At 68.5% G+C, this 21,585-nt stretch carries 27 protein-coding genes and 4 tRNA genes; 13 read left to right on the forward strand and 18 right to left on the reverse strand.

Annotated features, from left to right (window positions below; translation table 11 throughout):
* Together AB0K18_RS45865 and AB0K18_RS45870 are read left to right on the forward strand one after the other, a co-directional pair.
* On the forward strand, positions 1-366 hold a 366-nt coding region (locus AB0K18_RS45865; protein ID WP_364928117.1), incomplete at its 5' end, for a DUF5753 domain-containing protein.
* Entirely contained in the window at positions 357-569 is a 213-nt protein-coding gene (locus tag AB0K18_RS45870; RefSeq protein ID WP_364445982.1) for a DUF397 domain-containing protein, read from the forward strand. The genes AB0K18_RS45865 and AB0K18_RS45870, both read left to right, overlap by 10 nt.
* Positions 570-620: 51 nt before the next feature.
* Here AB0K18_RS45870 and AB0K18_RS45875 read toward each other — a convergent pair whose 3' ends face one another.
* The 4 genes from AB0K18_RS45875 to AB0K18_RS45890 all read right to left on the reverse strand — a co-directional run bounded on the left by AB0K18_RS45875 (position 621) and on the right by AB0K18_RS45890 (position 3,451).
* Complete coding sequence (locus AB0K18_RS45875) at positions 621-980, reverse strand: hypothetical protein (RefSeq protein ID WP_364928120.1); 360 nt, start codon at positions 978-980, stop codon at positions 621-623.
* A gap of 591 nt (positions 981-1,571) precedes the next feature.
* On the reverse strand, positions 1,572-2,738 hold the full coding sequence (locus AB0K18_RS45880; protein ID WP_364928122.1) for a hypothetical protein: 1,167 nt from the start codon (positions 2,736-2,738) through the stop codon (positions 1,572-1,574).
* A complete protein-coding gene (locus AB0K18_RS45885) occupies positions 2,735-2,944 on the reverse strand; it encodes a hypothetical protein (RefSeq protein ID WP_364928125.1) in 210 nt (69 codons plus the stop codon). The genes AB0K18_RS45880 and AB0K18_RS45885 overlap by 4 nt, the downstream gene beginning before the upstream one ends.
* 117 nt (positions 2,945-3,061) lie before the next feature.
* Positions 3,062-3,451: a type II toxin-antitoxin system VapC family toxin gene (locus tag AB0K18_RS45890; RefSeq protein WP_364928128.1), complete on the reverse strand. Its 390-nt coding sequence runs from the start codon at positions 3,449-3,451 to the stop codon at positions 3,062-3,064.
* A gap of 44 nt (positions 3,452-3,495) precedes the next feature.
* Between AB0K18_RS45890 and AB0K18_RS45895 the strand changes: the two genes are divergently transcribed.
* Both AB0K18_RS45895 and AB0K18_RS45900 read left to right on the forward strand, forming a co-directional pair.
* On the forward strand, positions 3,496-4,044 hold the full coding sequence (locus AB0K18_RS45895; protein ID WP_364928132.1) for a hypothetical protein: 549 nt from the start codon (positions 3,496-3,498) through the stop codon (positions 4,042-4,044).
* A 196-nt stretch (positions 4,045-4,240) separates the two neighbouring features.
* The gene (locus AB0K18_RS45900; protein WP_364928135.1) at positions 4,241-5,521 is read left to right on the forward strand and encodes a tyrosine-type recombinase/integrase; all 1,281 of its coding nucleotides are present in this window, start codon (positions 4,241-4,243) and stop codon (positions 5,519-5,521) included.
* A 72-nt stretch (positions 5,522-5,593) separates the two neighbouring features.
* Here AB0K18_RS45900 and AB0K18_RS45905 read toward each other — a convergent pair.
* Both AB0K18_RS45905 and AB0K18_RS45910 read right to left on the reverse strand, forming a co-directional pair.
* A tRNA-Lys gene (locus AB0K18_RS45905) sits at positions 5,594-5,669 on the reverse strand.
* 49 nt (positions 5,670-5,718) lie between these two features.
* The gene (locus AB0K18_RS45910) at positions 5,719-6,873 is read right to left on the reverse strand and encodes an acyl-CoA dehydrogenase family protein (RefSeq protein WP_364928137.1); all 1,155 of its coding nucleotides are present in this window, start codon (positions 6,871-6,873) and stop codon (positions 5,719-5,721) included.
* A 91-nt stretch (positions 6,874-6,964) separates the two neighbouring features.
* Between AB0K18_RS45910 and AB0K18_RS45915 the strand changes: the two genes are divergently transcribed.
* Positions 6,965-7,252: a PspC domain-containing protein gene (locus AB0K18_RS45915; RefSeq protein WP_355412157.1), complete on the forward strand. Its 288-nt coding sequence runs from the start codon at positions 6,965-6,967 to the stop codon at positions 7,250-7,252.
* On the opposite strand, the gene AB0K18_RS45920 is transcribed toward AB0K18_RS45915, so the two are convergent.
* Both AB0K18_RS45920 and AB0K18_RS45925 read right to left on the reverse strand, forming a co-directional pair.
* Positions 7,253-8,533: an MFS transporter gene (locus tag AB0K18_RS45920; RefSeq protein ID WP_364928140.1), complete on the reverse strand. Its 1,281-nt coding sequence runs from the start codon at positions 8,531-8,533 to the stop codon at positions 7,253-7,255.
* A 110-nt stretch (positions 8,534-8,643) separates the two neighbouring features.
* Positions 8,644-8,985, reverse strand: a complete 342-nt coding sequence (locus AB0K18_RS45925) for a metallopeptidase family protein (RefSeq protein ID WP_364928142.1) — start codon at positions 8,983-8,985, stop codon at positions 8,644-8,646.
* A 96-nt stretch (positions 8,986-9,081) separates the two neighbouring features.
* Between AB0K18_RS45925 and AB0K18_RS45930 the strand changes: the two genes are divergently transcribed.
* The 4 genes from AB0K18_RS45930 to AB0K18_RS45945 all read left to right on the forward strand — a co-directional run bounded on the left by AB0K18_RS45930 (position 9,082) and on the right by AB0K18_RS45945 (position 10,904).
* Complete coding sequence (locus AB0K18_RS45930) at positions 9,082-10,587, forward strand: metallophosphoesterase (protein ID WP_364928146.1); 1,506 nt, start codon at positions 9,082-9,084, stop codon at positions 10,585-10,587.
* Positions 10,588-10,660, forward strand: a tRNA-Glu gene (locus AB0K18_RS45935).
* 90 nt (positions 10,661-10,750) lie between these two features.
* Positions 10,751-10,825, forward strand: a tRNA-Asp gene (locus AB0K18_RS45940).
* Between the two features lie 5 nt (positions 10,826-10,830).
* Positions 10,831-10,904 (forward strand) — tRNA-Phe (locus tag AB0K18_RS45945).
* A 737-nt stretch (positions 10,905-11,641) separates the two neighbouring features.
* Here AB0K18_RS45945 and AB0K18_RS45950 read toward each other — a convergent pair.
* The 3 genes from AB0K18_RS45950 to AB0K18_RS45960 are packed head-to-tail and all read right to left on the reverse strand — an operon-like array spanning position 11,642 to position 14,560.
* The gene (locus tag AB0K18_RS45950; RefSeq protein ID WP_364928148.1) at positions 11,642-12,043 is read right to left on the reverse strand and encodes a carboxymuconolactone decarboxylase family protein; all 402 of its coding nucleotides are present in this window, start codon (positions 12,041-12,043) and stop codon (positions 11,642-11,644) included.
* Positions 12,044-12,059: 16 nt separating this feature from the next.
* A complete protein-coding gene (locus AB0K18_RS45955; protein ID WP_364928151.1) occupies positions 12,060-13,082 on the reverse strand; it encodes an aldo/keto reductase in 1,023 nt (340 codons plus the stop codon).
* A 41-nt stretch (positions 13,083-13,123) separates the two neighbouring features.
* The gene (locus tag AB0K18_RS45960) at positions 13,124-14,560 is read right to left on the reverse strand and encodes an aldehyde dehydrogenase (protein ID WP_364928154.1); all 1,437 of its coding nucleotides are present in this window, start codon (positions 14,558-14,560) and stop codon (positions 13,124-13,126) included.
* Between the two features lie 127 nt (positions 14,561-14,687).
* Here AB0K18_RS45960 and AB0K18_RS45965 point away from each other — a divergent pair, with 127 nt between their 5' ends.
* On the forward strand, positions 14,688-15,350 hold the full coding sequence (locus AB0K18_RS45965) for a TetR family transcriptional regulator (protein ID WP_364928157.1): 663 nt from the start codon (positions 14,688-14,690) through the stop codon (positions 15,348-15,350).
* 158 nt (positions 15,351-15,508) lie between these two features.
* On the opposite strand, the gene AB0K18_RS45970 is transcribed toward AB0K18_RS45965, so the two are convergent.
* Positions 15,509-15,982 (reverse strand): MarR family transcriptional regulator, encoded by a 474-nt coding sequence (locus tag AB0K18_RS45970; protein WP_364928161.1) that lies wholly within the window; start codon positions 15,980-15,982, stop codon positions 15,509-15,511.
* A gap of 86 nt (positions 15,983-16,068) precedes the next feature.
* On the opposite strand from AB0K18_RS45970, the gene AB0K18_RS45975 reads away from it, so the two are divergent.
* The gene (locus tag AB0K18_RS45975) at positions 16,069-16,947 is read left to right on the forward strand and encodes an alpha/beta hydrolase (RefSeq protein WP_364928165.1); all 879 of its coding nucleotides are present in this window, start codon (positions 16,069-16,071) and stop codon (positions 16,945-16,947) included.
* A gap of 33 nt (positions 16,948-16,980) precedes the next feature.
* Entirely contained in the window at positions 16,981-17,331 is a 351-nt protein-coding gene (locus AB0K18_RS45980; protein ID WP_364928168.1) for a hypothetical protein, read from the forward strand.
* A gap of 9 nt (positions 17,332-17,340) precedes the next feature.
* Here the strand turns inward: AB0K18_RS45980 and AB0K18_RS45985 are convergent, their stop codons facing one another.
* The 4 genes from AB0K18_RS45985 to AB0K18_RS46000 all read right to left on the reverse strand — a co-directional run bounded on the left by AB0K18_RS45985 (position 17,341) and on the right by AB0K18_RS46000 (position 19,476).
* Positions 17,341-18,147 (reverse strand): hypothetical protein, encoded by an 807-nt coding sequence (locus AB0K18_RS45985; protein WP_364928171.1) that lies wholly within the window; start codon positions 18,145-18,147, stop codon positions 17,341-17,343.
* A 26-nt stretch (positions 18,148-18,173) separates the two neighbouring features.
* Complete coding sequence (locus AB0K18_RS45990; protein ID WP_364928173.1) at positions 18,174-18,458, reverse strand: hypothetical protein; 285 nt, start codon at positions 18,456-18,458, stop codon at positions 18,174-18,176.
* Positions 18,459-18,735: 277 nt separating this feature from the next.
* Positions 18,736-18,948, reverse strand: a complete 213-nt coding sequence (locus AB0K18_RS45995; RefSeq protein WP_364928176.1) for a hypothetical protein — start codon at positions 18,946-18,948, stop codon at positions 18,736-18,738.
* 219 nt (positions 18,949-19,167) lie between these two features.
* Entirely contained in the window at positions 19,168-19,476 is a 309-nt protein-coding gene (locus AB0K18_RS46000; protein ID WP_364928179.1) for a hypothetical protein, read from the reverse strand.
* Between the two features lie 103 nt (positions 19,477-19,579).
* Here AB0K18_RS46000 and AB0K18_RS46005 point away from each other — a divergent pair, with 103 nt between their 5' ends.
* Positions 19,580-20,323, forward strand: a complete 744-nt coding sequence (locus AB0K18_RS46005) for a phosphotransferase (RefSeq protein ID WP_364928181.1) — start codon at positions 19,580-19,582, stop codon at positions 20,321-20,323.
* Here the strand turns inward: AB0K18_RS46005 and AB0K18_RS46010 are convergent.
* Positions 20,283-20,813 carry a hypothetical protein gene (locus tag AB0K18_RS46010; protein ID WP_364928183.1) on the reverse strand — a complete coding sequence of 177 codons (531 nt, stop codon included), beginning with the start codon at positions 20,811-20,813 and terminating at the stop codon, positions 20,283-20,285. The two genes, AB0K18_RS46005 and AB0K18_RS46010, sit on opposite strands and share 41 nt — an antisense overlap.
* Complete coding sequence (locus tag AB0K18_RS46015; RefSeq protein ID WP_364928186.1) at positions 20,810-21,583, reverse strand: MerR family transcriptional regulator; 774 nt, start codon at positions 21,581-21,583, stop codon at positions 20,810-20,812. The genes AB0K18_RS46010 and AB0K18_RS46015 overlap by 4 nt, the downstream gene beginning before the upstream one ends.
* Positions 21,584-21,585 lie beyond the last annotated feature (2 nt).

Consider the following 21,585-nt stretch of genomic DNA (forward strand, 5'->3'; position numbering starts at 1 on the left):
GAGAACGGGCCTACGCTATGGGCGGTAATAGACGAAGGTGTCCTGACCCGACCCATCGGCGCGAAGGCGGTGATGGCCGAACAGATGGCCCATCTACTCGCCCTGGACGACCACCCCCGGGTCCACGTCCGGATCCTTCCCCGCGATTCGTGGCTCACCACCGGCCTGCAAGGCGCGTTCATCCTTCTCAGCGGGCCACGCATGCCCGACATGGCCTACCTGGAGTCGGTGACGTTGAGCCAGATCACCGCGGACGCGGATCGGGTCCTGGAGACCAAGGCCAGGTACGAGATGTTGCACGGCGACGCCCTGTCGCGCCGGGCGTCACTGCAGTTGATTGAGGAGATCACCACCCAATGGAAGTGACCAAGGAACAACTCGACAACGCCGCCTGGCGCAAGGCGACCCGCTCTGGAGACAGCGGCGACTGCCTCGAGGTGGCGCCCCTTGCAGGAGGATGGGTAGGCATCAGGGACTCCGAACACCCGGAAAAGCCGCCCTACGTGGTCAGCCGGTCCGTATGGAACGCCTTCATCGACGGCGCCAAGAAGGGCGAGTTCGACTTCTGACGCCTCCTGAAGTGAGCAGCGTCCTACGCAGAACCACGACCGCCGGCAACGTCAACTGAGTGTGGATCGTGAGATCCTCACCGAGGAGAGGCACGTTTCAAACGGGCGGAAGCGGCACAGCTTGAAGGCGGTGATCCGGCTGAAGAAGGTGGAGCCGGTTCCGCAGCCCGGGCGCGGGCCGTTGATGTCCTCGACCGTCCAAGTCTGCAGGTACGTGGTGGCGTACTCGGCGCGGACGGAGAGGCCGTCGTTGCTCAAGTCGCAGACCGTGATGTATCTGCGGTCGGCTGAGACGGTGACCGAGCCCCAGTGGTTTTGTTCGTGCCAGCCGTCCGCGGGCTGGGCCACGGCTGGCGAGGGAGCCAGCATGACCATGAAAGCAGCGGCGACCAGGGCGAGGCGAGGGAACATTCAGCCGTCCGTTCCGGCGAGGAGATCAGAACGGGAGCCACTGTGACCCTCACGCCCGTCGAGAGCCCGCAGCACGGCGTCGTCGACGATGTGTCTTGATCAGCCTTTGGTCGATACTTCGCGAGAAGCGTCGCTCGGTGGCTGTCCGTCGATCTCCTGGCGCACCGGCCGGTTGCTATCGGCCTACCCGCGTGCCGGACGCGTGCCGAAGAGCATCAGACGAGCATGACCTCGGCCATATTCGCCTCGCACCAGGCGTACAAGAACCGAGAAATCCCAGGTCAGATAGGGTGTGGAGTGGTAGGGCGCCCGGGGCTCGAACCCGGAACCTACGGATTAAAAGCCGCAGTTCTCAATGCCGCCCACTATCGAATCGTGTCCTTTTGTGTCGCGATGTTATGCATTGTCAGCGCTCAATGTGTCCGGGAACGCCGCCCGGTGTCATGCCGTATCAGGTGCCGATGAGCATCCGATGAGCAACCATGCGACGGCTGGCATCCCTTGGTCATGTGCACTTCTCGGCTGGGCCGGGCAGTGTGGCTGGGTGAATCCGCTGGTGCGGACGCCGGCCACTAGGCATGGAATCGCCGGTTACTCGGCTGTGAGGCCGGCGGCGTTGAGCCGCGTGATGAGGCTGGGCTTGCCCTGGTGTCGTTCCCGCAGGTGGGTGAGGCGCCGGGTGAAGGTGGCGGCATGCTCGTCGCGGAGGGCCAGGGCGTGCAGGTCGCCAAGGAGTTCGATGGCCAGGTCGTATTCGCGGGGCTTCCTGGTGCCGATGGAGGTCTCCACCACCTCCCATGCGGCGTCGAGATTCTGGGCGAGCCGGTTCAGGCGCAGTTCCCTGGCTTGTCGTCGCTCCTGTTCCCTGCGGGCCTGCTCTTCGGCGCGCTGGGCGGCCTCCTGCTGCTCGCGTACGTGGCGGCGGGTGGCGGCGTTGTCCAGCAGTTCGGCGACCGTGCGCCCCGTCTGCGTCTTCTGGCCGGTGGTTTCGCCGCCGAACTCGCGCAGCAACTCCCACCGGACCTTCGCGCCGTCTTCGTCGATCACCCGCAGCAGCAGCGCGTCCTTGCGCTTGGCGGGCAGAGCGCCGATCCAGGAGGCCAGGGCATTGCGGTCGTGCTGTACTGGTTGCGCCGGTGGGCTGGCTTCGGCGGCGGCCGCGAGCAGGTCGTGGTCCAGGCGCAGGAAGTCGGCCAGGGCCCGTTGCGGCGCGCTGAGCGAACCCAGCCCCGGCGGGACGGGCGGCTCCAGCGCGTCCTCGTCCTCGTAGTCGAAGGCGTCCTCGTCACGCTCCCATGTCCCGTACGCCGACAACGAGGCCAGATAGAGCGGCCGCAGGTCGCCGGCGGCCAGTTCGGCGCGGATGCCGACGATCGCCGACAGCGAGCGTTCGACGTCGTCTTCCCAGGACTCCTCCTCTGCCTCGCTGGTGAAGTCGAGGACGAGGTGCCCGCCGCTGGTCCAGGCGCTGACCTGCTCGCCCACGCAGTAGCGTTCAGCCTGCTTGGGGTCGAGCACGGCCTTGGGCAGGCGCAGCATGATGCGGTGGGTGCCCCAGTTGGCCAGATACAGGTGGGCGTCGTAGTAACGCTCCATCATCCGGGCCGGGTCGCCGCGGAAGTCGCCCCAGTGGTACTCGTTGGTGAAGCTGGTGGCGGTGATGTGGGCCCGGGTGGACAGGGCATGCACCTCGGCCTGCTGCTGGTCGGTGAGCGGCCGGTCGATGGCCAGGAACTCGTAGTACTGATATTCGCTCATGCTCTCACCCGGTCCAGCGGCGGAACGCGTGCATCCATTCCTCTGTCATTGCGGCAGATCGCCACGATGCCGCTCCCGGCCAGGAAGTCGATCGCGGTCACGGTGACCTGCAGACCGAGCACGGTCGTCCTGAACGGCGTCGCCAGGTTGTCGCCGATCATCACATGGCTGCTGGAGAGCTGCTCGTCATCGTCGTAGGCGTCCACGATCGCCTGCCCGATCAGCTCATCCAGATGGTCGTCAGGGAGGCAGGGAGTCGCAGCAGCACACGATACTCCCGCGAAAACCCGGCCGATCACGCTTCGGCAGAGCATGCCGGACCGTCAGGGTTGTGCGGGGGTGATGTCGGTGTGCGGGAAGTCCTCGCCCTTGAAGAGCAGGGGCTGGTCGAGGTCTTTGGCGAGAGCGTAGGCGAAGCAGTCGCCCATGTTGAGTTTGGCCTTGGAGTTGTTGCCCCTGCCGTAGGTCTGGTACGCCCGGCGCGCGATCCTGGCCTGATGGGGTGTTACCGGCTCGATGATGAGGCCCATCTCGTTAACGAGCGTGTCGAAGGCGTTGCGCATGGCCTCACCACGGTTGTCCGCCACGATGGCCGCTTCGGCGTAGTTGACGGCCGAGATGCGACACACGTGTGCGGCGATGGTGTGAGCGAATGGGATGGCCTCTGGCTCGCCGTTGATGACGGCGATGATGGCGCTGGAGTCGATGATCATGCGGGGAGGCCGGTGTCCGGGTCGTACAGATCTTCAACGGACAGTTGGTCCCGACCGAGGTGGGTCCGCATGCCGGCGGCAACGCTCAGAATGCGTTCGGCCCTGCCGGTGGCTTCGGAGCGGCGTTCCAGCGCATCCAGGCGGCGTTCGAGCACTTGAGCGGCATGCTGGGTTTCCTCGGCCAGCCGGATGACCCGGCGGGCGAGGTCATGAATGGGCTCGTGTTCGAGATCCACGCTCACCGTCGCTCGACCCCCTCCGTCGCGGTGCCTGAGTTGCACCTCCAGCGTAACCGGTGGCCGAGTTTCACTTTGGCCGATGGCCATGGTCCTTCTGCGGTTTTCGCGGAAGTGACCGTAGACACCAGCGAGCAGGTGGTCGAGCGGTGGGGCACGGATATCCTGACCGCGGCGGAGGATCACCTGCGGGGGCGTATCCAGGATCTGCCGCAACTAGCCGTCCCGGTCCGGGGCGCACTACTCGAACTGCATCCTGGTGCGGAGGGAGCCCTCAACGCCCCGGAAGCCACAGCACTTGCGAAGGAACAGCTCACTGTCCTGGCCCGTGTTGTCAGTCTGCTCGGGGACAAGTGATCCGAAGACCGCGACCGGCGGCGGGTTCTCATCGGTCGCTGTTGAGGTCATTCTGGCGGGCTTCTCATCAGCAGGCGGACTGATGGAGCTAGAGGATCTGTCTAATCTTCGCTGCATGTAGATGCTGTTGTTGCGGTCATCTCACGTGACCCGAACGGGGGAGTGAGTGACGATGACATGCGTTCAAGATCGCCATGTGGTGTATCGGCGTTGTGGCTGTGCCGACACGGTGACAGGCAAGCGGCTGGGCAACCGCTGCGCCCGGCTGGCCGATCCTGCCCATGGCAGCTGGTACTTCGCCGTCCAGGTGACGGACGTGTCCGGACGGCGGCAGCGACTGCGCCGTGGCGGCTTCCCGACGGCCGGGGCAGCGCGGCAGGCCGCCCGCGATCTCGCTGAGGCGCTGGAGGGAGCGCCGGTGACCGGGTACTGCACGGTCGCTCAATGGCTGCGCTACTGGTTGTCGCTGGTTGAGCAGCGGCTTCGGCCGACCACCTACAAGGCCTACTGCGATCACGTCCGGCTGTTCCTGATCCCGTATCTCGGCCTGATCCCACTCCGCGGGCTGTCGAGGCGGCACGTCGTGAGGATGTTCTCGACTGTGGCCCAGCGCCGTACCCGGTACGGCAAGCCGATCAGTGCGGCCACCCTGGAAAGAATTCGCGCGACGCTGCGGGCTGCGCTGAACGAAGCCGTCAGAGAAGACCTGATCCGTGACAACCCGGCACGCGGGCTACGGCTACCGTCACCGCGCCATGTCCACCCGGTGGTATGGACGCCGCGTCGCGTGGCCGCGTGGAGGCGGACTGGCGAGCGCCCCGCTGTGGCCGTGTGGACGGTCGAGCAACTGACCGAGTTCCTCGCCTTCGTCCGCGCTGACCGGCTGTTCGCGCTGTGGTGGCTGATCGCTCTGCGCGGTCTGCGGCGCGCCGAGGTAGCCGGCCTGCGCTGGATCGACCTCGACACCGACCGGCACGAACTCACCATCACCTGCCAGCTCGTCCACACCGACCACGGCCTGTTCCCATGCCCGCCGAAGAGCGCCTCCAGCCAGCGTGGGATCGCATTGGACCTCGACATCCTCCGGTTGCTGCATCGCCACGAACGAGCCCAGCGCGATGAACTGGGCACCGATTGGTCGCCGTCAGTCCCGATGTTCATGCGCGAGAACGGCGAGGCGATCGATCCCGACTACCTCAGCTACCGCTTCCACAAACTGGTTCTGGCCAGCGGGCTTCCCCCGGTGCGGCTGCATGACCTGAGACATGGAGCCGCGACGCTGGCTTTGGCCGCAGGAGCGGATTTGCGGGTGGTGCAGGGCTTACTCGGACATGCCAGCATCGTGCTCACCGCCGACACGTACACGTCGGTGCTGCCGCGGCTGTATCACGAGAGTGCCCGGGCCACTGCCTGGCTGGTCCTCAAGGCGGCTCGTAAGACGACGCGGAAGGTCAACAACGCTCGCCCTGGTACGTGACTCACATGTGTCCCACCGTGACCCACGATGAGACGACTCGACTACAGGATCGCGGGAAACCCCAGGTCGGAGTGGTAGGGCGCCCGGGGCTCGAACCCGGAACCTACGGATTAAAAGTCCGCAGCTCTGCCAATTGAGCTAACGCCCCTAGCAACAGCAAGGGTACAGAGATTACCGCGCTGTCCGCGACGCCACCATCACCGGTAAGCCGCCAGCCCGGTCAGCGCCTCTCCCAGCACCAGGGTGTGGACCTCCTGGGTGCCTTCGTAGGTCAGCACGCTTTCCAGGTTGTTCATGTGCCTGATCACAGGGTACTCCAGGGTGATCCCGTTGCCGCCCAGGATGGAGCGGGCCTGGCGGGCGATGTCGAGGGCGGCGCGTACGTTCGACAGCTTGCCGAAGCTGATCTGCCGGGGCTCCAGAGTGCCGGCGTCCTTGAGGCGGCCGAGGTGGAGCGCGGTGAGGCCGGCCTGGGCGAGCCCGACGTACATCCAGGCGAGTTTCTCCTGGGTGAGCTGGAACGCGCCGATCGGCTTGCCGAACTGGACGCGGGTCTTCGCGTAGTCGGTGGCGGCCTCGAGGCAGGCGCGGGCGGCGCCGGTGACGCCCCAGACGATGCCGTAGCGGGCCTCCGACAGGCAGGAGAGCGGGCCGCGCAGGCCGGTGACGCCGGGCAGGACGGCGGTCGCGGGCAGGCGTACGTCGTCGAAGTAGAGGGAGGAGGTGACGGACGCCCTCAGGGACATCTTCTTGTGGATCTCAGGGGCGCTGAAGCCGGGGGTGCCGGCGGGGACGACGAAGCCGCGTACGCCGTCGTCGGTCTGCGCCCAGACGACCGCCACGTCCGCGATGGAGCCGTTGGTGATCCACATCTTGGAGCCGTTGAGTATCCAGTCGGAGCCGTCCTTCTTCGCGTACGTGCGCATGCCGGCCGGGTCGGAGCCGTGGTCGGGCTCGGTCAGGCCGAAGCAGCCGATGGCCTGACCGGCGGCCATGCGCGGCAGCCATTCCTCCTTCTGCTCCTCGGAACCGTACTTCCAGATGGGGTACATGGCGAGCGAGCCCTGCACGGACACGAACGAGCGCAGCCCTGAGTCGCCGGCTTCGAGCTCGCGGCAGGCGACGCCGTAGGAGGTGGCGTCGGTGCCGGCGCAGCCGTACCCCTGGAGGTGCATGCCGAGCAGGCCGAGCGCGCCGAGCTCCGGCGCGAGCTCGCGCGCGGGGAAGACGGCCTCCTCGAACCAGTCTCCGACGTGCGGAAGGACGCGGTCGGCCACGAAGGACCTGACGGTGTCGCGGATCAGCCGCTGGTCGGCGTCGAGTTGGTCGTCCAGGCGCAGCAGGTCGTCCATCGCGGGTCCTCTCCTCGCATAGGGGACTACCAGGGTTCTACCAGGGGCAATCCTGATGTGCGAACACCAGGGCGCCGGGCAGTCTTGAGGCATGAGCGAATACAACGTCAAGAAGCTGCGCAGGACTCACAAGGGCCGGATCATCGCGGGCGTCTGCTCGGGCATCGGCGAGTACGTCGGGATCGATGCGAACCTCGTGCGGATCGGCCTCGCGATCGCGACGCTGTTCGGCGGGCTCGGCGTCGGCGTCTACGCGATCGGCTGGCTGCTCATGCCGGACGAGGAGCACGACACCTCGATCGTCCAGGACCTCATCGCCAAGCAGCAGCAGAGCAGAACGACGACCGACTGGAGCGGCGAGCACAAGCCGCAGCCGTGATCAGGCGGTGGCCTGGGCGCGTACCCGGCCCTTGCCACGGGACTCGGCCCACACCAGGGAGAGCGCGGCGGCGCTGACCACCCCGGCGACCCCCGCCATGGCGACCACAGGCTCAGGGCCGAGTCTCTCAGCGGCGAACCCGCCCACCAGGATCCCCACCCCCTGGACGGCCATCAGCCCCGACTGCACGAGGCCGAACGCCTGGCCGCGACGTTCGGCCGGTACGTGCTGCACGAAGGCGGCATTGGCGGCGAGCTGGTACGCCCCGCCGATCCCTGACAGAACCCACGCGACGAGCACGACGGCCAGCGGCGGCTTGATCGCGGTGATGATGAGCGGCGCGCAGCTCAGGATGGCCATCCACCCCATGAGCCGCAGCCGCCGCGCAGGTGAGACGAACCTGCTGAACAGGAACGCCCCCACGACCGTCCCCGCGGGCATGGCGGCCATGAGCAGCCCGGTGATCACGGGCGCGGGCAGGTCGTCGGTGGCGAGCCGGGCCGCGTAGGGGGCGGCGATGCCCTCGGGCAGGATGTAGAAGCCGCACAACCAGGCGAACAGGACGAGCGTCCGCAACTTCCGCGAGCCGAACACCAGCCGGGCGCCGCTCGCGGTCATGTGCCACATGGACGGCTTGGCGCCGTCGGTGTGGGGGGCGGGACGGCGGCGGACGCCGGCGACGATGATCAGCGCGGAGCCGAGGAAGGTGGCCGCGTCGAGGGCCAGCGCGCGGTAGGGGCCCATGCCGGCGATGAGCGCTCCGCCGGCCGCGAAACCGAGCATCTGTACGGCCTGGTTCGTCATGTTCTGCAACGCCGAGCCGATGACGTACGCGTCGCCTTCGAGCACCTCGGGCAGCAGCGCCGCCCGCGCGGCCGAGAAGGGGGCGCTGAGCAGCACCACCAGGAACACCAGCGCGCACAGCGCCCAGAACGGCACGCCGGGGATCGCCATCACGGCCACCAGCGCCGCCCTGATGAGGTCGCAGGTCAGCATGACGCCGCGGCGCGCGAACCGGTCGGCCAGCCCGGCCAGCAGTGGCCCGCCGACGATGGAGGGCAGGTAGGTCAGCGCGTAGACGGCGGCGGTGGCGAGCGGCGAGCCGGTGCGGTCGAAGACGAGTACGGCGAGCGCGACCTGGGCGAGCTGGTCGCCGAGGAGCGACAGGCCCTGGCCGTACCAGAGGGAGCGGAACTCCCGGATGGCGATGACTTCCCGATATGTGACTTGTGCTGCTTCTCCGGCACGGCGATGCCGTCCCGGGTGCCGTCGCGCCCGCATGGCCCCCATTGGACTCCGCTGTGCCTGACTCAGGGTGTTCGCTATGTCACCTAAGGTGCCCGACCGAGCCCGTCGGCCGCAACCGGAAGCAGCCAACCAAAAGCAAAGGGTTACCAGCCCAATTCGTGAAGGCGGGCGTCATCGATGCCGAAGTGATGCCCCACTTCATGGATGACCGTGATGCGGACCTCGTCGATCACGTCCTGTTCCGAGTCGCAAATCTCACATATCTGGTTGCGGTAGATCTCTATCCGGTCGGGCAGAACCGCTGAGTACCAGTCGCCGCGTTCGGTGAGGGGGATCCCGGTGTACAGGCCGAGCAGATCAGGCTCAGGCGCATCATCGACGACGGTGACGACGACGTTGCTCATGGCACGGGTGAGGTCGGTGGGAATCGTGTCCAATGCCTCGGCCACGAGTTCCTCGAATCTCTGCCGCGATACCTCGATCACACTTGCCATTCTGCCCCGTCGTTCAGGTAAGCAAGAATCTGTATGAAGTTCGTGCAGAGGTCAAAGGCCATTCTCCGGTCACGAGCCGCAAAGGCCGTGGCCGTCCTCTTCGTGGCCGCGGTGGGCGCGTGGCTCGGGATCTTCCTCAGCGGTACCGTCACCACGCAGGTGGGCCCGGTGGAGACCGGGATGTCCCTGCGTCCCGCCTGGCACGGCGAGACCGTCGTGGACGCCAGCCCGCTCGGCACCCTCACCTTCCGCACCCACAGCGCACCCCTGCGGCTGCGCATCACGCTAGAGAACATCGACCAGGAACGCGCCAAGGCCCTCATCGAGGACCCGCGGCTGGCCGACCGCCTGCCCGGGATCATCGAGGAGGACCTCCTCGGCGGCGTGCGCGCCCTCCTCGTCCGCTCGCTGCTGTGTGCGGGGGCCGGGGCCCTCGTCGCCGTCCTGCTCGTCCACCGGCGCCCCAGAGTGGCCCTGATGGGCCTTCTGGCGGCCTCCGTGGCCCTTTCCGCCACGGGAGCGCTGGCGGTCCTCACGTTCCGCCCCAACTCGCTCGTGGAGCCGCGCTACTCGGGTCTGGTGGCCGCGGCGCCGTCGCTGGTCGGCAGCGCGGAGTCGATCGTGACGCGTTTCGAGTCGTACCGGTCGCAGCTCACCAAACTCGTGACGAACGTCTCGAAGCTCTACGAAACGGTCTCCACCCTGCCCCTGTACGAGGCCGACCCCAAGACCATCAGGGTCCTGCACGTCAGCGACATCCACATCAACCCCATCGCCTGGAACGTCATCCGCTCGCTCAAGGACCAGTTCGCCGTCGACATGATCATCGACACCGGCGACATCTCGGACCACGGCACCAAGGCGGAGAACAAGTTCGTGGACGAGATCAGCGGGCTGAAGGTCCCGTACGTGTACGTCCGGGGCAACCACGACTCGATGACGACCCAGAAGGCCGTGGCCAAGCAGAAGAACGCCATCGTCCTCGACGACAGCAGCAAGAAGGTCGCCGGCCTGACCATCTACGGCCTCGGCGACCCCCGCTTCACCCCGGACAAGACCACCGACGCCTACTCGAACCCCCAGGCGCTCGGCGAATTCGCCCGTGCCCACCTCGGCAAGGTGGGCAAACCCGACCTGATCGCCGTACACGACCCCGACGTCGCCCGCGGCTTCACCGGCCTCACCCCCATGATCCTGTCCGGTCACACCCACACCCGCCGCACGAACATGCTCCCGACCGGCACCCGCATCCTCATCCAGGGATCCACCGGCGGCGCCGGCCTGCGCGCGCTCGAACACCCCCAGCCCACCCCCGTCCAGGCGTCCGTCCTGTACTTCGACAAGGAGACCAGACGCCTGCGGGCCTGGGACGACATCACGCTCGGCGGCCTGGGGGAGCAGTCGGTGTACATCCAGCGTCACGTGGAGCCCGACCCGCAACGTATGATTTCCCAGGAGCCAACGAACGCCCCGTCGCCAACGGGAACGATCACAGGCACCGGGTCATCGACCGCCGGTCCGCCACTTTGGCATCAGGGGCAATCGTCCCCTATGCTTCAGAGGTCTCCGACGGAAGGCGACAGGGAATCCTGAGCCCCCATCGTCTAGCGGCCTAGGACACCGCCCTTTCAAGGCGGCGGCACGGGTTCGAATCCCGTTGGGGGCACTGCGAGCGCCTAGCGCACCGCGAAACGGCTGGTCTCAAGACCACCGAAGAGCTGGTAAGCTAAGCGAGCGCAAACAGCAAGAAACGCAAGGTCCTGTAGAGCAGTTTGGAGTGCTCGCCACCCTGTCAAGGTGGAGGTCGCGGGTTCAAGTCCCGTCAGGACCGCTCTGGGTCAGGTAGCTCAGTTGGTACGAGCGTCCGCCTGAAAAGCGGAAGGTCGGCAGTTCGACCCTGCCCCTGACCACAAGACTTCACCAGCAAGAACGCCTCGAAGCGAACATGGCTTCGGGGCGTTTTCGTGTCTGTGACAGCAACGCTGACAGCAACGTCCGCCACTGTGGCGCTGGCGATCGTTGACCGGCCTGAGGACGCATGGCTAACTTCCGAAAGTTGTGACCCCTCAGTGGATCGGTGTGATCGGGACTGCTCTCGGTGCCGCGATCGGCAGTCTGGTAGCAATCGGCTCAGTCCTTCTCCGCGCGCGTCAGGAGGCCGCTGCCGAGGCGCGCCAGCATAGGAGGGAACAGGCTCTTAGGGCGCGCGATCGCCGCTGGGACATCACACTTCAGGGACTGGACGCCCGGCGACAGATCTATGCCACCTTGTTACGGCGGGTCTCGGCATACCTCGAAGCAATCAGCGAACGGGTTGCGATGTCAGCTGACGTTGAGCATGCTCCGCGTGCCCGCAAGGAGGAACTCAGCACCGCCAGGGCAGAGCTTGAAGATCTCGTCTTCGAGGTTGATGTTCATGCTCAGCACCCCCTTGTCGGCGACAGGTTGCGGCAGTTCCTACAAGAAGGTCAAGCGGTTCAAGATGCTATCGAGGCAGGAGACTGGGACAGAGCCAGGGAGCTGACCTCGCTAGCAGAGCCCTCGGCTACGAAGCTACGGGACGTGTGCCGCTGGGATCTCGGCTTGAACGCGCCTGATCCTTACGAAAACTCGAACAGCGTGCCATGAGGCGCCCCCGTCAACGGGCTCACGCTCCGCCGGCCTCCTGGAAGACCTCACGGGCGACGCGATAGCTGTCGAACGCCCGGGCCGCGCCCGCGTACGCCTCGATGTGCACGAACGCCTCCACGATCTCCTCCGGGGTGACGCCGTTGTTGAGCGCGATGCGCAGCTGCCCGCGCAGCGGTTCGAGCGTGCCCAGGGTCGCGGCGATCGTCACGGAGACGAGGGCGCGGGTGCGGGTGTCGAGGACGTCGGTACGCGGCCACGCGTCGCCGAAGGTGTGCAGGGTGGCCAGGCGCATGAAGTCGGCGGCGTTGGCGGGCTCGCCGGGGTCGGGTTCCAGGATCGGCTCCAGTCTCCTGCCGAGCAGGCGCGCGGCGGTGTCGAGCGCTGCCTCGTAGCCGGGTTCCCGCACGGTGTCGGTCATGGTGATGCCTTCCGGATCAGTGCTGGGGGCGCGCGATGAGCTCGCCGTACTGCCCGCCGCGTACCCGCGCGGGGTCGAACAGGCCCGACAGGTGGGCGACGTCGTCCGCGCTCAGCGGCACGGCGGTCGCGGCGGCGTTCTGGCGCGCGTACTCCGCCCGTTTCGTGCCGGGGATGGGCGCGATGTCGTACGGCTGGGCGAGCAGCCAGGCCAGGGCGACCTGGCCCGGGGCGTGTCCCCGCTCGTCGGCGAACACCTTCAGCCCTTCGACGAGGCTGAGGTTGTCCGCGAAGTTCTCCATCTGGAACTTGGGCAGGGTCGAGCGGAAGTCGTCACTGGTGAACGCGGTCTCGCGGGTGAAGCGCCCGGCGAGCGCGGCCCGCCCCAGCGGGCTGTACGGGACGAAGGTGATGCCCAGCTCGCGGCAGGCGGGCAGCACCTCCTGCTCCACCTCGCGAGCCCAGAGCGAGTACTCGCTCTGGAGGGCCGAGATCGGCGCCACGGCGGACGCCCGGTGCAGGATGTCCGGACCGACCGCGCTGAGCCCGATCGCGCGCACCTTGCCCGCGGTCACCAGCTCGGCCATCGCGCCGACGGTGTCCTCGATCGGCACGGTGGTGTCGTGGCGGTGGACGTAGTAGAGGTCGATGTGGTCGACGCCGAGGCGGCGCAGGCTGGCCTCGCAGGCGGCGGCCACGTACTCGGGGCGGCCGTCGTAGACCACCCCGCCCTCCTCCGAGGGCCGCGCCCCGAACTTGGTGGCCAGGACCACCCGGTCTCGCAGGCCGCGCACGGCGCGGCCGAGCAGCTCCTCGTTGTGGCCGAAGCCCTTCTGGGACTGTCCGGTGGCCGCGCCGGCCGCGCCGTAGATGTCGGAGGTGTCGAAGAAGTCGATACCGGCCTCGATGGCGGCGTGGATCGTGGCGACAGACTCCGCCTCGTCGGCGTCGCCGTAGAACTGGGACATCCCCATGCAGCCCAGGCCGATCGGCCGGACGGAGATGTCGGTGTGTCCAAGGGTGACACGGGCTTCCCGCATGATGGTTCCTCCTCGTCAGGCTGCGGTGTCAGGCTGCGGTGTCAGGCTGCGATGGTCTTGTACTCGACGTACTGGGCGAGGCCGGCGACGCCGAACTCCCGGCCGATGCCGCTGCTCTTGTAGCCGCCGAAGGCGCCGTCGAAGGTCGGCGCGGCGCCGTTGACGGTCATCCACCCGGTACGGACCCTGCGGGCGACCTCGATGCCGTGCTCGCGGTCGGCGGCCCAGACGCCGCCGCCGAGGCCGTATTCGGAGTCGTTGGCGATGCGGACCGCGTCGTCCTCGTCGTCGAACGGGATGACGACCAGGACCGGGCCGAAGATCTCCTCACGGGCGATCCGCATGCCGCCGTCGACGTCGGCGAACAGCGTCGGGCGGACGTAGTACCCGCCCTCCAGCCCGTCAGGGGTTTCGAGTCCGCCGGTCACCATCCGGGCGCCTTCGGCGATGCCGAGCTCGATGTAGGAGCGCACCCGCTCCAGCTGGTCGGCGCGGACCATGGGCCCGATGAAGGTCTCGGGGTCGGAGGGGTCGCCGACCCGGACGTCCTCCATCATGGCGGCCAGCGCCGCGACGACCTCCTCGTAGCGGCTGCGCGGGGCGAGGATGCGGGTGTGGGCCACGCAGTTCTCGGCGTTGTTGCCCAGCGACAGGGCCCGAAGGCCTGCCACGACCGCCGTCAGGTCGGCGTCCTCAAGGATGATCGAGGCGGACTTGCCGCCCAGCTCCAGGCTGACCCGCTTGAGCTGCTCCCCGGCGACGGAGGCGATGCGCCGGCCGGCCGCGGTGGAGCCGGTGAAGGCGATCTTGTCGACGCCGGGGTGGGCGACCAGGTACTCGCTGGTCTCGCGGCCCGCGGGCAGGATGCTCACCACGCCTTCGGGAAGCCCGGCCTCGTCGAAGACCTCGGCGAGCGCCAGGGCGTCCAGCGCCGTCTCCGGGGAGGCCTTCAGGACGACCGTGCAGCCGGCGAGCAGCGCGGGAACCAGCTTGACCAGGGCCGACTGGTGTGGAGCGTTCCACGGGATCACCGCCGCCACCACGCCGACGGGTTCCCGGCGCAGCCGCGTCGTGGCGTCGCCGACGGCGCCCACCTCCTCCTCCCAGCCGAGAGCGGCGGCGGCGCGCACGTACGCCTCCGTCATCTCCGGGAGGGACTGCAGGTGCGTCCAGCGGGTGAACCACAGCGGCGAGCCGTTCTCAGCGGTGACCAGGGCCGCGAACTCCTCGGCGCGGACCGCGTAGAGCTTCGAGAACCGCTCCACGACGGCGCTCCGTTCCTGCGGGCTCATCCGGGGCCAGGGGCCCTCGTCGAACGCCCGGCGGGCGGCGGCGACCGCCCGGTCGACGTCGGCGGGGGTGGCGTGCGGCGCGGTCCCGACCAGCGAGCGGTCGTGCGGGGAACGCACCTCCAGGACGTCCGCGGTGGCCGGGGCGACCCACTGGCCGCCGACGTACAGGTCCGGGTAAGCGATCACGGAGATGCTCCTCATATAGGTGTCCAGCGGACCTTTATGACCATAGCGGTCCAGTGGACACATATCAAGTGTCCGATGGACCGCTAATGTGGGAGCTGTCGTGATCCACGGTGCGCGAGGAGGTTCGATGGGCGAGGTGGAGGCGCCGTCCTTCCAGCGGGCCAGGCGGCCCGAGCACCGGGAGCTCCGCAAGCAGGAGATCCTGGACGCCGCCGAGGCGCTGCTGGCCGAGATGCCCGCCGACGAGATCAGCCTCCGGGAGCTGGGGCGCCGGCTCGGGGTGTCCAAGACGCATGTGGTGCGCTATTTCGAGAGCCGGGAGGGCGTCTTCCTAGGGCTGCTCGCCAGGCTCCGGCTGGCCTGGCTCGACGCGCTGGCGGACGAGTGGCCGGCCGCGCCGTGCGAGCCCGACCAGGTGATGCGGGCCTGGGCCGATTCGCTCGCCGCCCGGCCGGTCCTGTGCCAGCTGTGGAGCCTGCTGCCGACCGTCCTGGAGCGGAACGTCTCCGTCGGCACCGTGCGCGCCTACAAGTTCATCGACCTGGAGCACCGCACCCGGCTGGCGGGGCTGATCAGGGAGCGGGTGCCGGCCCTCGGCGCGGGTGACGCTCTCACGCTGACGGAGTACGCCGTCGTCGCGCTGGTGGGCCTGTGGTCGTTCAGCAACCCGACCCCGACCATCGTCGAGGCCACGTCCGACCCCCGGCTCGCGGGCTCCCGGGTGGACTTCGCCACCATGTACGGCGAGATCCTGCAGACCACCCTCTCCGGTCTGCTCGCCCGAGCGTGAGCCGCCCCCGGTTCAGCGGACCGGCCGGACGTACTCGGCGAGGGTCTCGGCGGTACGCGGGCCCCTCGTGGGGAACCGGCACTGGGCGGCCATGCCGAGGTGATACGAACCGTATTTTCGTTCGGGGCTTTCTGATGGCCCGGTGGCTTGTCGCCCCGTCACTCGCCGAGGTCGCGGGTGATCCAGCCTGGGGTGTCGAAGCGCACCGGCTGCCGGTCGACCAGTGCTCTCAGGTGCTTCTCGATGGCTTCGAGTTCGGCGGGGCCGATCTGGCGGGCCCACTGGTCGCGTAGCTCGTCGAAGATCGCTTCTCCCTGGTGCAGGACCTCGAAGCCCAGCGGGGTCACCTGGAGGCGTTTGCGGCGGGCGTCGTTCGGGTCGGTGTCGCGGGCGACGTAGCCGCGCTCCTGCAGGACCGCGATGGTCCGCGCGGCCGACTGCTTGGAGATGGACAGGCGGCGGCCCAGCTCTGAGGCGCTGTCGGCGCCGGCGGCGATGGCTCGCATGGCGAAGTCGTGGACGGGGCGCACGTCCTCGTGGCCGCGCCGGGCCAGCTCGGCGGTCGCGGCGTCCACCAGCGTGCGGAAACCTCCCAGCAGCAGCAACGCGAGATCGGCGCCAGAGCGAGACATGGGGAGAAGCTTACGGCACCCCTTTGGACAAAGGACAGCCTGGGTGTCTAATATTCGACACCTTGCCTGTCTATTTGAGGAGAGCCATGACCGTCACGCCAGCCGGCGCCACGCTGCCGGACGTCACCCATCACCGCGTCGCGGTCAACGGGACCACGCTGCACTACGTCGCCGCCGGCACCAGCGGCTCACCGATCCTGCTGGTCCACGGGTTCCCCGAGACCTGGTGGACCTTTCACAAGCTCATCCCCCTGCTCGCGGCCGGTCACCGCGTCTTCGCCGTCGATCTGCGCGGGTTCGGTGACTCGGACAACGGGCCGGGCGAGTACGACAGCGCGACCGCGGCCGAAGACCTCCACCTGCTGATCGAGCACGTCGGCGTCGGCCCGGTCCACCTCACGGGACAGGACATCAGCGGCGCGACCGTCTTCCGGCTGGCCGCCACGCACCCCGACGACGTGCTCAGCCTCACCGCCATCGAGATGGGTCTGGCCGGGTTCGGCCTGGAAACGCTGGCCGACGTCACCCGCGGCGGCGCCTGGCACATCGGGGCACTCACCACGCCCGGCATCCCCGAGCTGCTGCTGGCCGGCCGCGAGCGCGAGTTCCTCGGCCGGTACGCGTTCCCCGCCATGACCGCGACCCCGGACGCTTTCACCGACGCCGACCTCGACGAGTTCGTCCGCGCCTACGCCCGCCCGGACGGCTGGCGCGGCGCGATCGGCCTCTACCGGTCGATGCTGCGGGAAGGCTCCGAGATCAGGGCTCTCGCGGAGGCTCCCGGGCTGCGCACGCCCGTGCTGGCGGTCGGGGCCGGCGGCGGGCCCTTCACGGCGGACACCATGTCCCAGGCCGCGTCGAGCGAGATCACGTCCGTGCACCTCGACGGCGTGGGCCACTACGTCGCGATGGAGGCTCCCGAGGCGCTGGCGAAGGCGTTCCTCGACTTCATCGAAGGCGTGTGACCGTAGAAGTGCGGCGGGCCTAGGATGACGCGGATGATGGGGAATCGGCCCTGTCGCGTCGTCGATGGTGAGCGCATCGAGGGAGCCTTCCTGCCGATCTTCATTCGGAACGGCGCCACCTACCACCTGAGCGAACTCAAGGTCTTCGCCGACGGCGCCATCTACTCCTGGGAATGGGGCGACCTCGGCGGGCTCCGCGCGAAACTCGAGTCCGGCCGGGTGGCGACGACTTTCGACGAAGGAGCGAGGGCGAGCGTTCACCGTCTGGCGAGCTGGCGCTTCGACCAGGTCAATGCCTGGATCACAGCCCCTTGGCGAAAGACGCGGATCGCGGTGTCCTGCCCAGTGCTCCGGGAGCGGACCAGATGGAAGCACCTCCGGTGAAACAGGGCGTCACGCGTCCTGGGCGATGCGGGCGGCCTCGGTGCGTTCTCTTTCGAGGGCCTGGCGGATGGCGGTGAATTCGGTGGCGTGCTCTTTCAGGGCGGCGGTCTGCAGTTTTCGTTCCGCGTCGGACCAGATGGTGACGAGATTCGTCTGTTTCTTGCAGGCGACGTCGGCCACCGCGGCGGCGGTCTCGGCCTCGGCCGTGCTCGGGTCCTGCCAGCGCTCGTCGGCGGCCGCGGCGAGCGGGTCGGGGTAGTCCTTCTGACCGCGGGTGCGCAGGCACGATCGCCAAGCCTCGAACGCCGACCTGACGCGGGCGTCCTTCGCCCGGGTCTGTTCGAAGATCTCCCGTTCCAGGCGGGTCAGGAGAGGGGAGTCGGCGGCGGTGACGTAGACGCGGGCCGTGCTCCGCTGGATGCAGTCGTTGGCCGCCGACTGCTCCTTCCTGGTGCGGGGGCCGCCGCGGGCGCGGTCCGCACGTTCGCGTTCCTTCTCGGCGGTGGTGTACGGGGCCTGGTAGCCCGCCTGCTCGGCCACGACGGGCTCGATGACGCCGTAGCGGCGGCGGTTGGGGGCCTCGACCACGGGGATCGGGGGCAGGGACGCCCGGTCGTACCCCTTCTGCTTCAGACAGGTGCTGGTCAGGACGTCCACGGCGCGTTCGGCGCGTTCGATGTCGGCCTCGGTGCGCTTGTAGGCGTCGAAGGGGAGGCGGAGTGCCCGTGCTTCGTCGGACGGATCGATGATGGGCGGCGCGGGCGCCTGAGGGGCGGGGGTCGCGCACGCGGCGGCGGACATCAGCGCCAGCAGCACGCAACCCCGCGCCCATCGTCCGGTGCTCAGGCGCAGGGAACGGTCCTGAAGCGCAGAGATTCGACGGTGTTGTCGAACCCGTTGTTGGTGAAGTCGCTGTCGTTGCTGCGCGGGGCCGCGTAATACCTGACGCCGGTCAGGTTGTCGCCGCTGTAGAGGTCGATGCCCGAGTAGGAGGCGTTGGCCATCGAGCTGGCCTGGTTTTCCAGGGCGCCCAGGTCGTCACGGATCTGGGTGACGCAGGTGACGTCTTTGCGTGCGCCTTTGTAGTCGTCGTGCTCCCAGAGCGTGATGAGGTTCCTGTCGACCATCTGCGCTTCCGCGGGACTGACGGTGAGTACGGAGAATGACGTGATCAGAGTGATGCCGGCAATCGCGAGTTTCCTCATCGACCCTCTTCACATGGGGGGCGGGCACTCCGGCCCGAAGTTGATGTCGATCTTGGCAATAAGTCTTCACGTCTGTCAACCGTCGGTTTGCAGGGGTGCTGAGCTGCGGTAATAGCGAAACGGCGGACCTGAGGACGCTTTCCGTGATCACCTCTGGCGAATCGGAAAGCCGTTCCCTGCCCTTGGCCGCAACGCCGGCTCAGCGTTCGCCGATCCGGGCCAGGGCGTCGATGATCTCGCTGCGGAACGCCTCGTCCGCGTCAATGGCCCGCCAGCCCGATTCGTGGCTGAGCCGCCGGTCCGTGGCCGATGCCGCTTCAAGGAGGGGAACGACGGAGGCGGCGGCGGGACCGATCTCCCCGAGCGAGCGTACGACGGCCCGCATGACCGGCAGCGTCCGGCCCTCGCCCAACGGCTGGATGATCTCCAACAGGACGGGCAGCGACCCGTGGATCGCCGCCGGTCTTCCACAGAGCCCACGCGGCCGTACTGCGAAGCCTGGGGTCGGCTTCGACGGCCATCCGCCGGAGGTGCGGGCGCGCGGCCAGCCGTACCTCCGCGCGCGGGTGGTCCTGCGCCTCAGCGGACCAGTCCCGTGCAAGGTGGGGCGCGACCCTCGCCGCGCACACCATCAGACTCTCACCTGTACGGCGACGTCGTCTTCCCGGTCCCAGCGGTCACGCAACTGCCGGATGACCTGATCCGCCTGCCCGGTGGACAGCGCGTAGGTGGCCATCTGCCGCAGTCGCGGATCCGGATCGTCCAGCAGCCCCGCGAGCGCGGGCAGTGCGTCACGCCAGGCCGGATCCCGCCCGTCGGCCCGCTGGTGCTCGGCACAGTCGCGGGCGGTCGAGCCGAGATCGCCCAGCAACTCGATCAGTTCCGCTCGGTGGAGTGCCTCCGGGGCGCACGCCAGCTCGACGAGGTACGGCAGGGCCACGACGGCCGCCGAGCAGATCCAGCCGCCCTGGTGGTTGGATCCGCGGCGAGCGGCCGATGCCGTGGACGACGGCGAACGTACCGGGGCTGGCTAGGATTCAGCGATGGGGTGGGAAGCGCTCAAGCAGTGGGGTACGGACGTTCGCCGGGTTGAGCCGTTCACGCGAGGCGTCGCCAATGACGTGTGGAGTGTGCGCGTCGATGGGCGGCTCGCGGTGGGGCGGCTCGGTGGCCGGAGTGATGATGATCTTGCCTGGGAGACTGAGCTGCTGGTTCATCTCGATCGGGCGGGGTTGAGTGTGCCGGTGCCCATCCCGACCGTGGATGGGCGGTTGTTCGTGGACGGGCTCGTGGTGATGTCCTACGTGGAGGGCAGGGCGCCTGAGACGACGGATGACTGGCGGCGGGTGGCTGAGGTGCTTCGGGAGGTGCATCGGTTGACGGCTGAGTGGCCGCAGCGGCCGGGGTGGCGGTCATCCACAGATCTGCTGCACGTCGAGACCGGGACGAAGGTCGATCTGCGGGAGATGCCGGCGGAGGCCGTTGCTCGGTGCCGGGCGGCCTGGGCGCGGTTGGCCGGGCGGGCCACGTGTGTGGTGCATGGTGATCCCAACAACGTGGGCAATGTGCTCATCAGTGGGGATCGGGTCACCTTGATCGACTGGGATGAGGCGCATGTCGATGTGCCTGAGCTTGATCTGGTGCTGCCTGACAACGCCGCTGGGCTCGATGAGGATGCGTACGACGTCGCCTATCAGGCGTCGGCGGCCTGGGAGGCCGCGGTCTGCTGGGATGACGACTACTCGGTCAAACGGCTCGCCGAGGTACGGGCGTCACCGGTTGTCTGAGGAGGGTCTCGGGGGTGGCCGCGGTGAACGGGGTCAGGTAGATCTCGTGGTGGAGGCCGTAAGGGATCAGGCCGTGCTCCGCCATGAAGGCGTCCATCAGCTCGAGCGATGACTTCTCCTCGCTGTACGGGCCCACGTGCAGCAGCTCCACGCACTCGCCCTCGGTGAAGGTGACCACCTGGACGCGGTCGACGGGCGCGCCGGACGGGCGGGACCGCTCGCGGGCCTCATCGACCGCCCCTGGCGCCGGTACGTCGGGCAGCGACATCAGCAGGTGCCAGCGCCACTGGTCGCGTGGTACGTCCAGCGGTGACCCGGAGGCGTCCTCCACCCACCAGCGGCCTTCCAGCGGGCCGGTCCGCACGTCCATGGCGGACGCCACGGTGGACAGGGCGTGGATGGCGGAAAGGTGTTCGGTGCCGCCGGGTTCACCCATGCCGGTGACGTTGAGGCAGGTGACGGGGCCGTAGTGGACCAGCCGGGGTGTCATTGCTCCTCCAGAGGGATCAGCAGATGGGTGATCAGGCGGTCGGGTGGCGTGGTGGCCGGGTCGGACACGTACGCCTCGCGGAGCGGACCGCGGACCGGGTGGCGGCGTTCGGCGCACCAGGTCAGCAGCGCGTGGGCGGTCAGGCCGACCTGGGTGTACGGGCCGACGTGGGTGGCGGTGGCGAAGCGGCCGCCCGGGAGCACGTCGAGGTCGGCGCCCGCCACCGGCTCCTCGCTGACGAGGGCGACGGTGACGGTTACGGGCTCTCCCAGATCGAGCGGGAACAGGCCGATGAGCTCGCGGACGGCGGCCGGTGATGCGGTGCGCAGGCGGGTGGCGGCGGCCGAGGTGGCTCGCCCGACGTCCGACGGGTCCGAGGCCGTCGCCGTCGTCACGGCCACCCGCCGCGCCGGCTCCGTGACCACCGTCACGGAAGCGGACGGCAGGCCGTCCGCCATGACGCGTTCAAGCGCCACCAGCGTCGAACGCCTCCTGGCCAGCTCGGCCTCCAGGCGCTCGTGCACGCCCCGCAGAGCGCCCGGCCGGTCGGCGAGCACCTGCGCGATGACGGCGAGTGGTACGTCGAGCGAGCGCAGCAGCCCTATCGCCAGCGCGTCCTTCGCCTGCTCGGGCCGGTAGTAGCGGTAGCCGGTGTGCTCGTCCACGTACGCGGGCACCAGCAGGCCGAGGTCGGCGTAATGCCGCAGCTGCTTGACGCTCAGACGCCCGATCCTGGCGAAACCGCCGATGGGCAGCAGGTCCTCGTCCATGG

This window comes from Nonomuraea sp. NPDC049421 (assembly GCF_040677005.1).
Classification (GTDB): Bacteria; Actinomycetota; Actinomycetes; order Streptosporangiales; family Streptosporangiaceae; genus Nonomuraea; species Nonomuraea salmonea.

Coding starts and splice junctions, on each gene's coding strand:
- AB0K18_RS45870 (WP_364445982.1), top strand. CDS start 357: ATGGAAGTGACCAAGGAACAACTCGACAACGCCGCCTGGCGCAAGGCG.
- AB0K18_RS45875 (WP_364928120.1), bottom strand. CDS start 980: ATGTTCCCTCGCCTCGCCCTGGTCGCCGCTGCTTTCATGGTCATGCTG.
- AB0K18_RS45880 (WP_364928122.1), bottom strand. CDS start 2,738: ATGAGCGAATATCAGTACTACGAGTTCCTGGCCATCGACCGGCCGCTC.
- AB0K18_RS45890 (WP_364928128.1), bottom strand. CDS start 3,451: ATGATCATCGACTCCAGCGCCATCATCGCCGTCATCAACGGCGAGCCA.
- AB0K18_RS45910 (WP_364928137.1), bottom strand. CDS start 6,873: ATGGACGACCTGCTGCGCCTGGACGACCAACTCGACGCCGACCAGCGG.
- AB0K18_RS45915 (WP_355412157.1), top strand. CDS start 6,965: ATGAGCGAATACAACGTCAAGAAGCTGCGCAGGACTCACAAGGGCCGG.
- AB0K18_RS45920 (WP_364928140.1), bottom strand. CDS start 8,533: ATGCGGGCGCGACGGCACCCGGGACGGCATCGCCGTGCCGGAGAAGCA.
- AB0K18_RS45950 (WP_364928148.1), bottom strand. CDS start 12,043: ATGACCGACACCGTGCGGGAACCCGGCTACGAGGCAGCGCTCGACACC.
- AB0K18_RS45955 (WP_364928151.1), bottom strand. CDS start 13,082: ATGCGGGAAGCCCGTGTCACCCTTGGACACACCGACATCTCCGTCCGG.
- AB0K18_RS45965 (WP_364928157.1), top strand. CDS start 14,688: ATGGGCGAGGTGGAGGCGCCGTCCTTCCAGCGGGCCAGGCGGCCCGAG.
- AB0K18_RS45970 (WP_364928161.1), bottom strand. CDS start 15,982: ATGTCTCGCTCTGGCGCCGATCTCGCGTTGCTGCTGCTGGGAGGTTTC.
- AB0K18_RS45975 (WP_364928165.1), top strand. CDS start 16,069: ATGACCGTCACGCCAGCCGGCGCCACGCTGCCGGACGTCACCCATCAC.
- AB0K18_RS45980 (WP_364928168.1), top strand. CDS start 16,981: ATGATGGGGAATCGGCCCTGTCGCGTCGTCGATGGTGAGCGCATCGAG.
- AB0K18_RS45990 (WP_364928173.1), bottom strand. CDS start 18,458: ATGGTCGACAGGAACCTCATCACGCTCTGGGAGCACGACGACTACAAA.
- AB0K18_RS46005 (WP_364928181.1), top strand. CDS start 19,580: ATGGGGTGGGAAGCGCTCAAGCAGTGGGGTACGGACGTTCGCCGGGTT.
- AB0K18_RS46010 (WP_364928183.1), bottom strand. CDS start 20,813: ATGACACCCCGGCTGGTCCACTACGGCCCCGTCACCTGCCTCAACGTC.
- AB0K18_RS46015 (WP_364928186.1), bottom strand. CDS start 21,583: ATGGACGAGGACCTGCTGCCCATCGGCGGTTTCGCCAGGATCGGGCGT.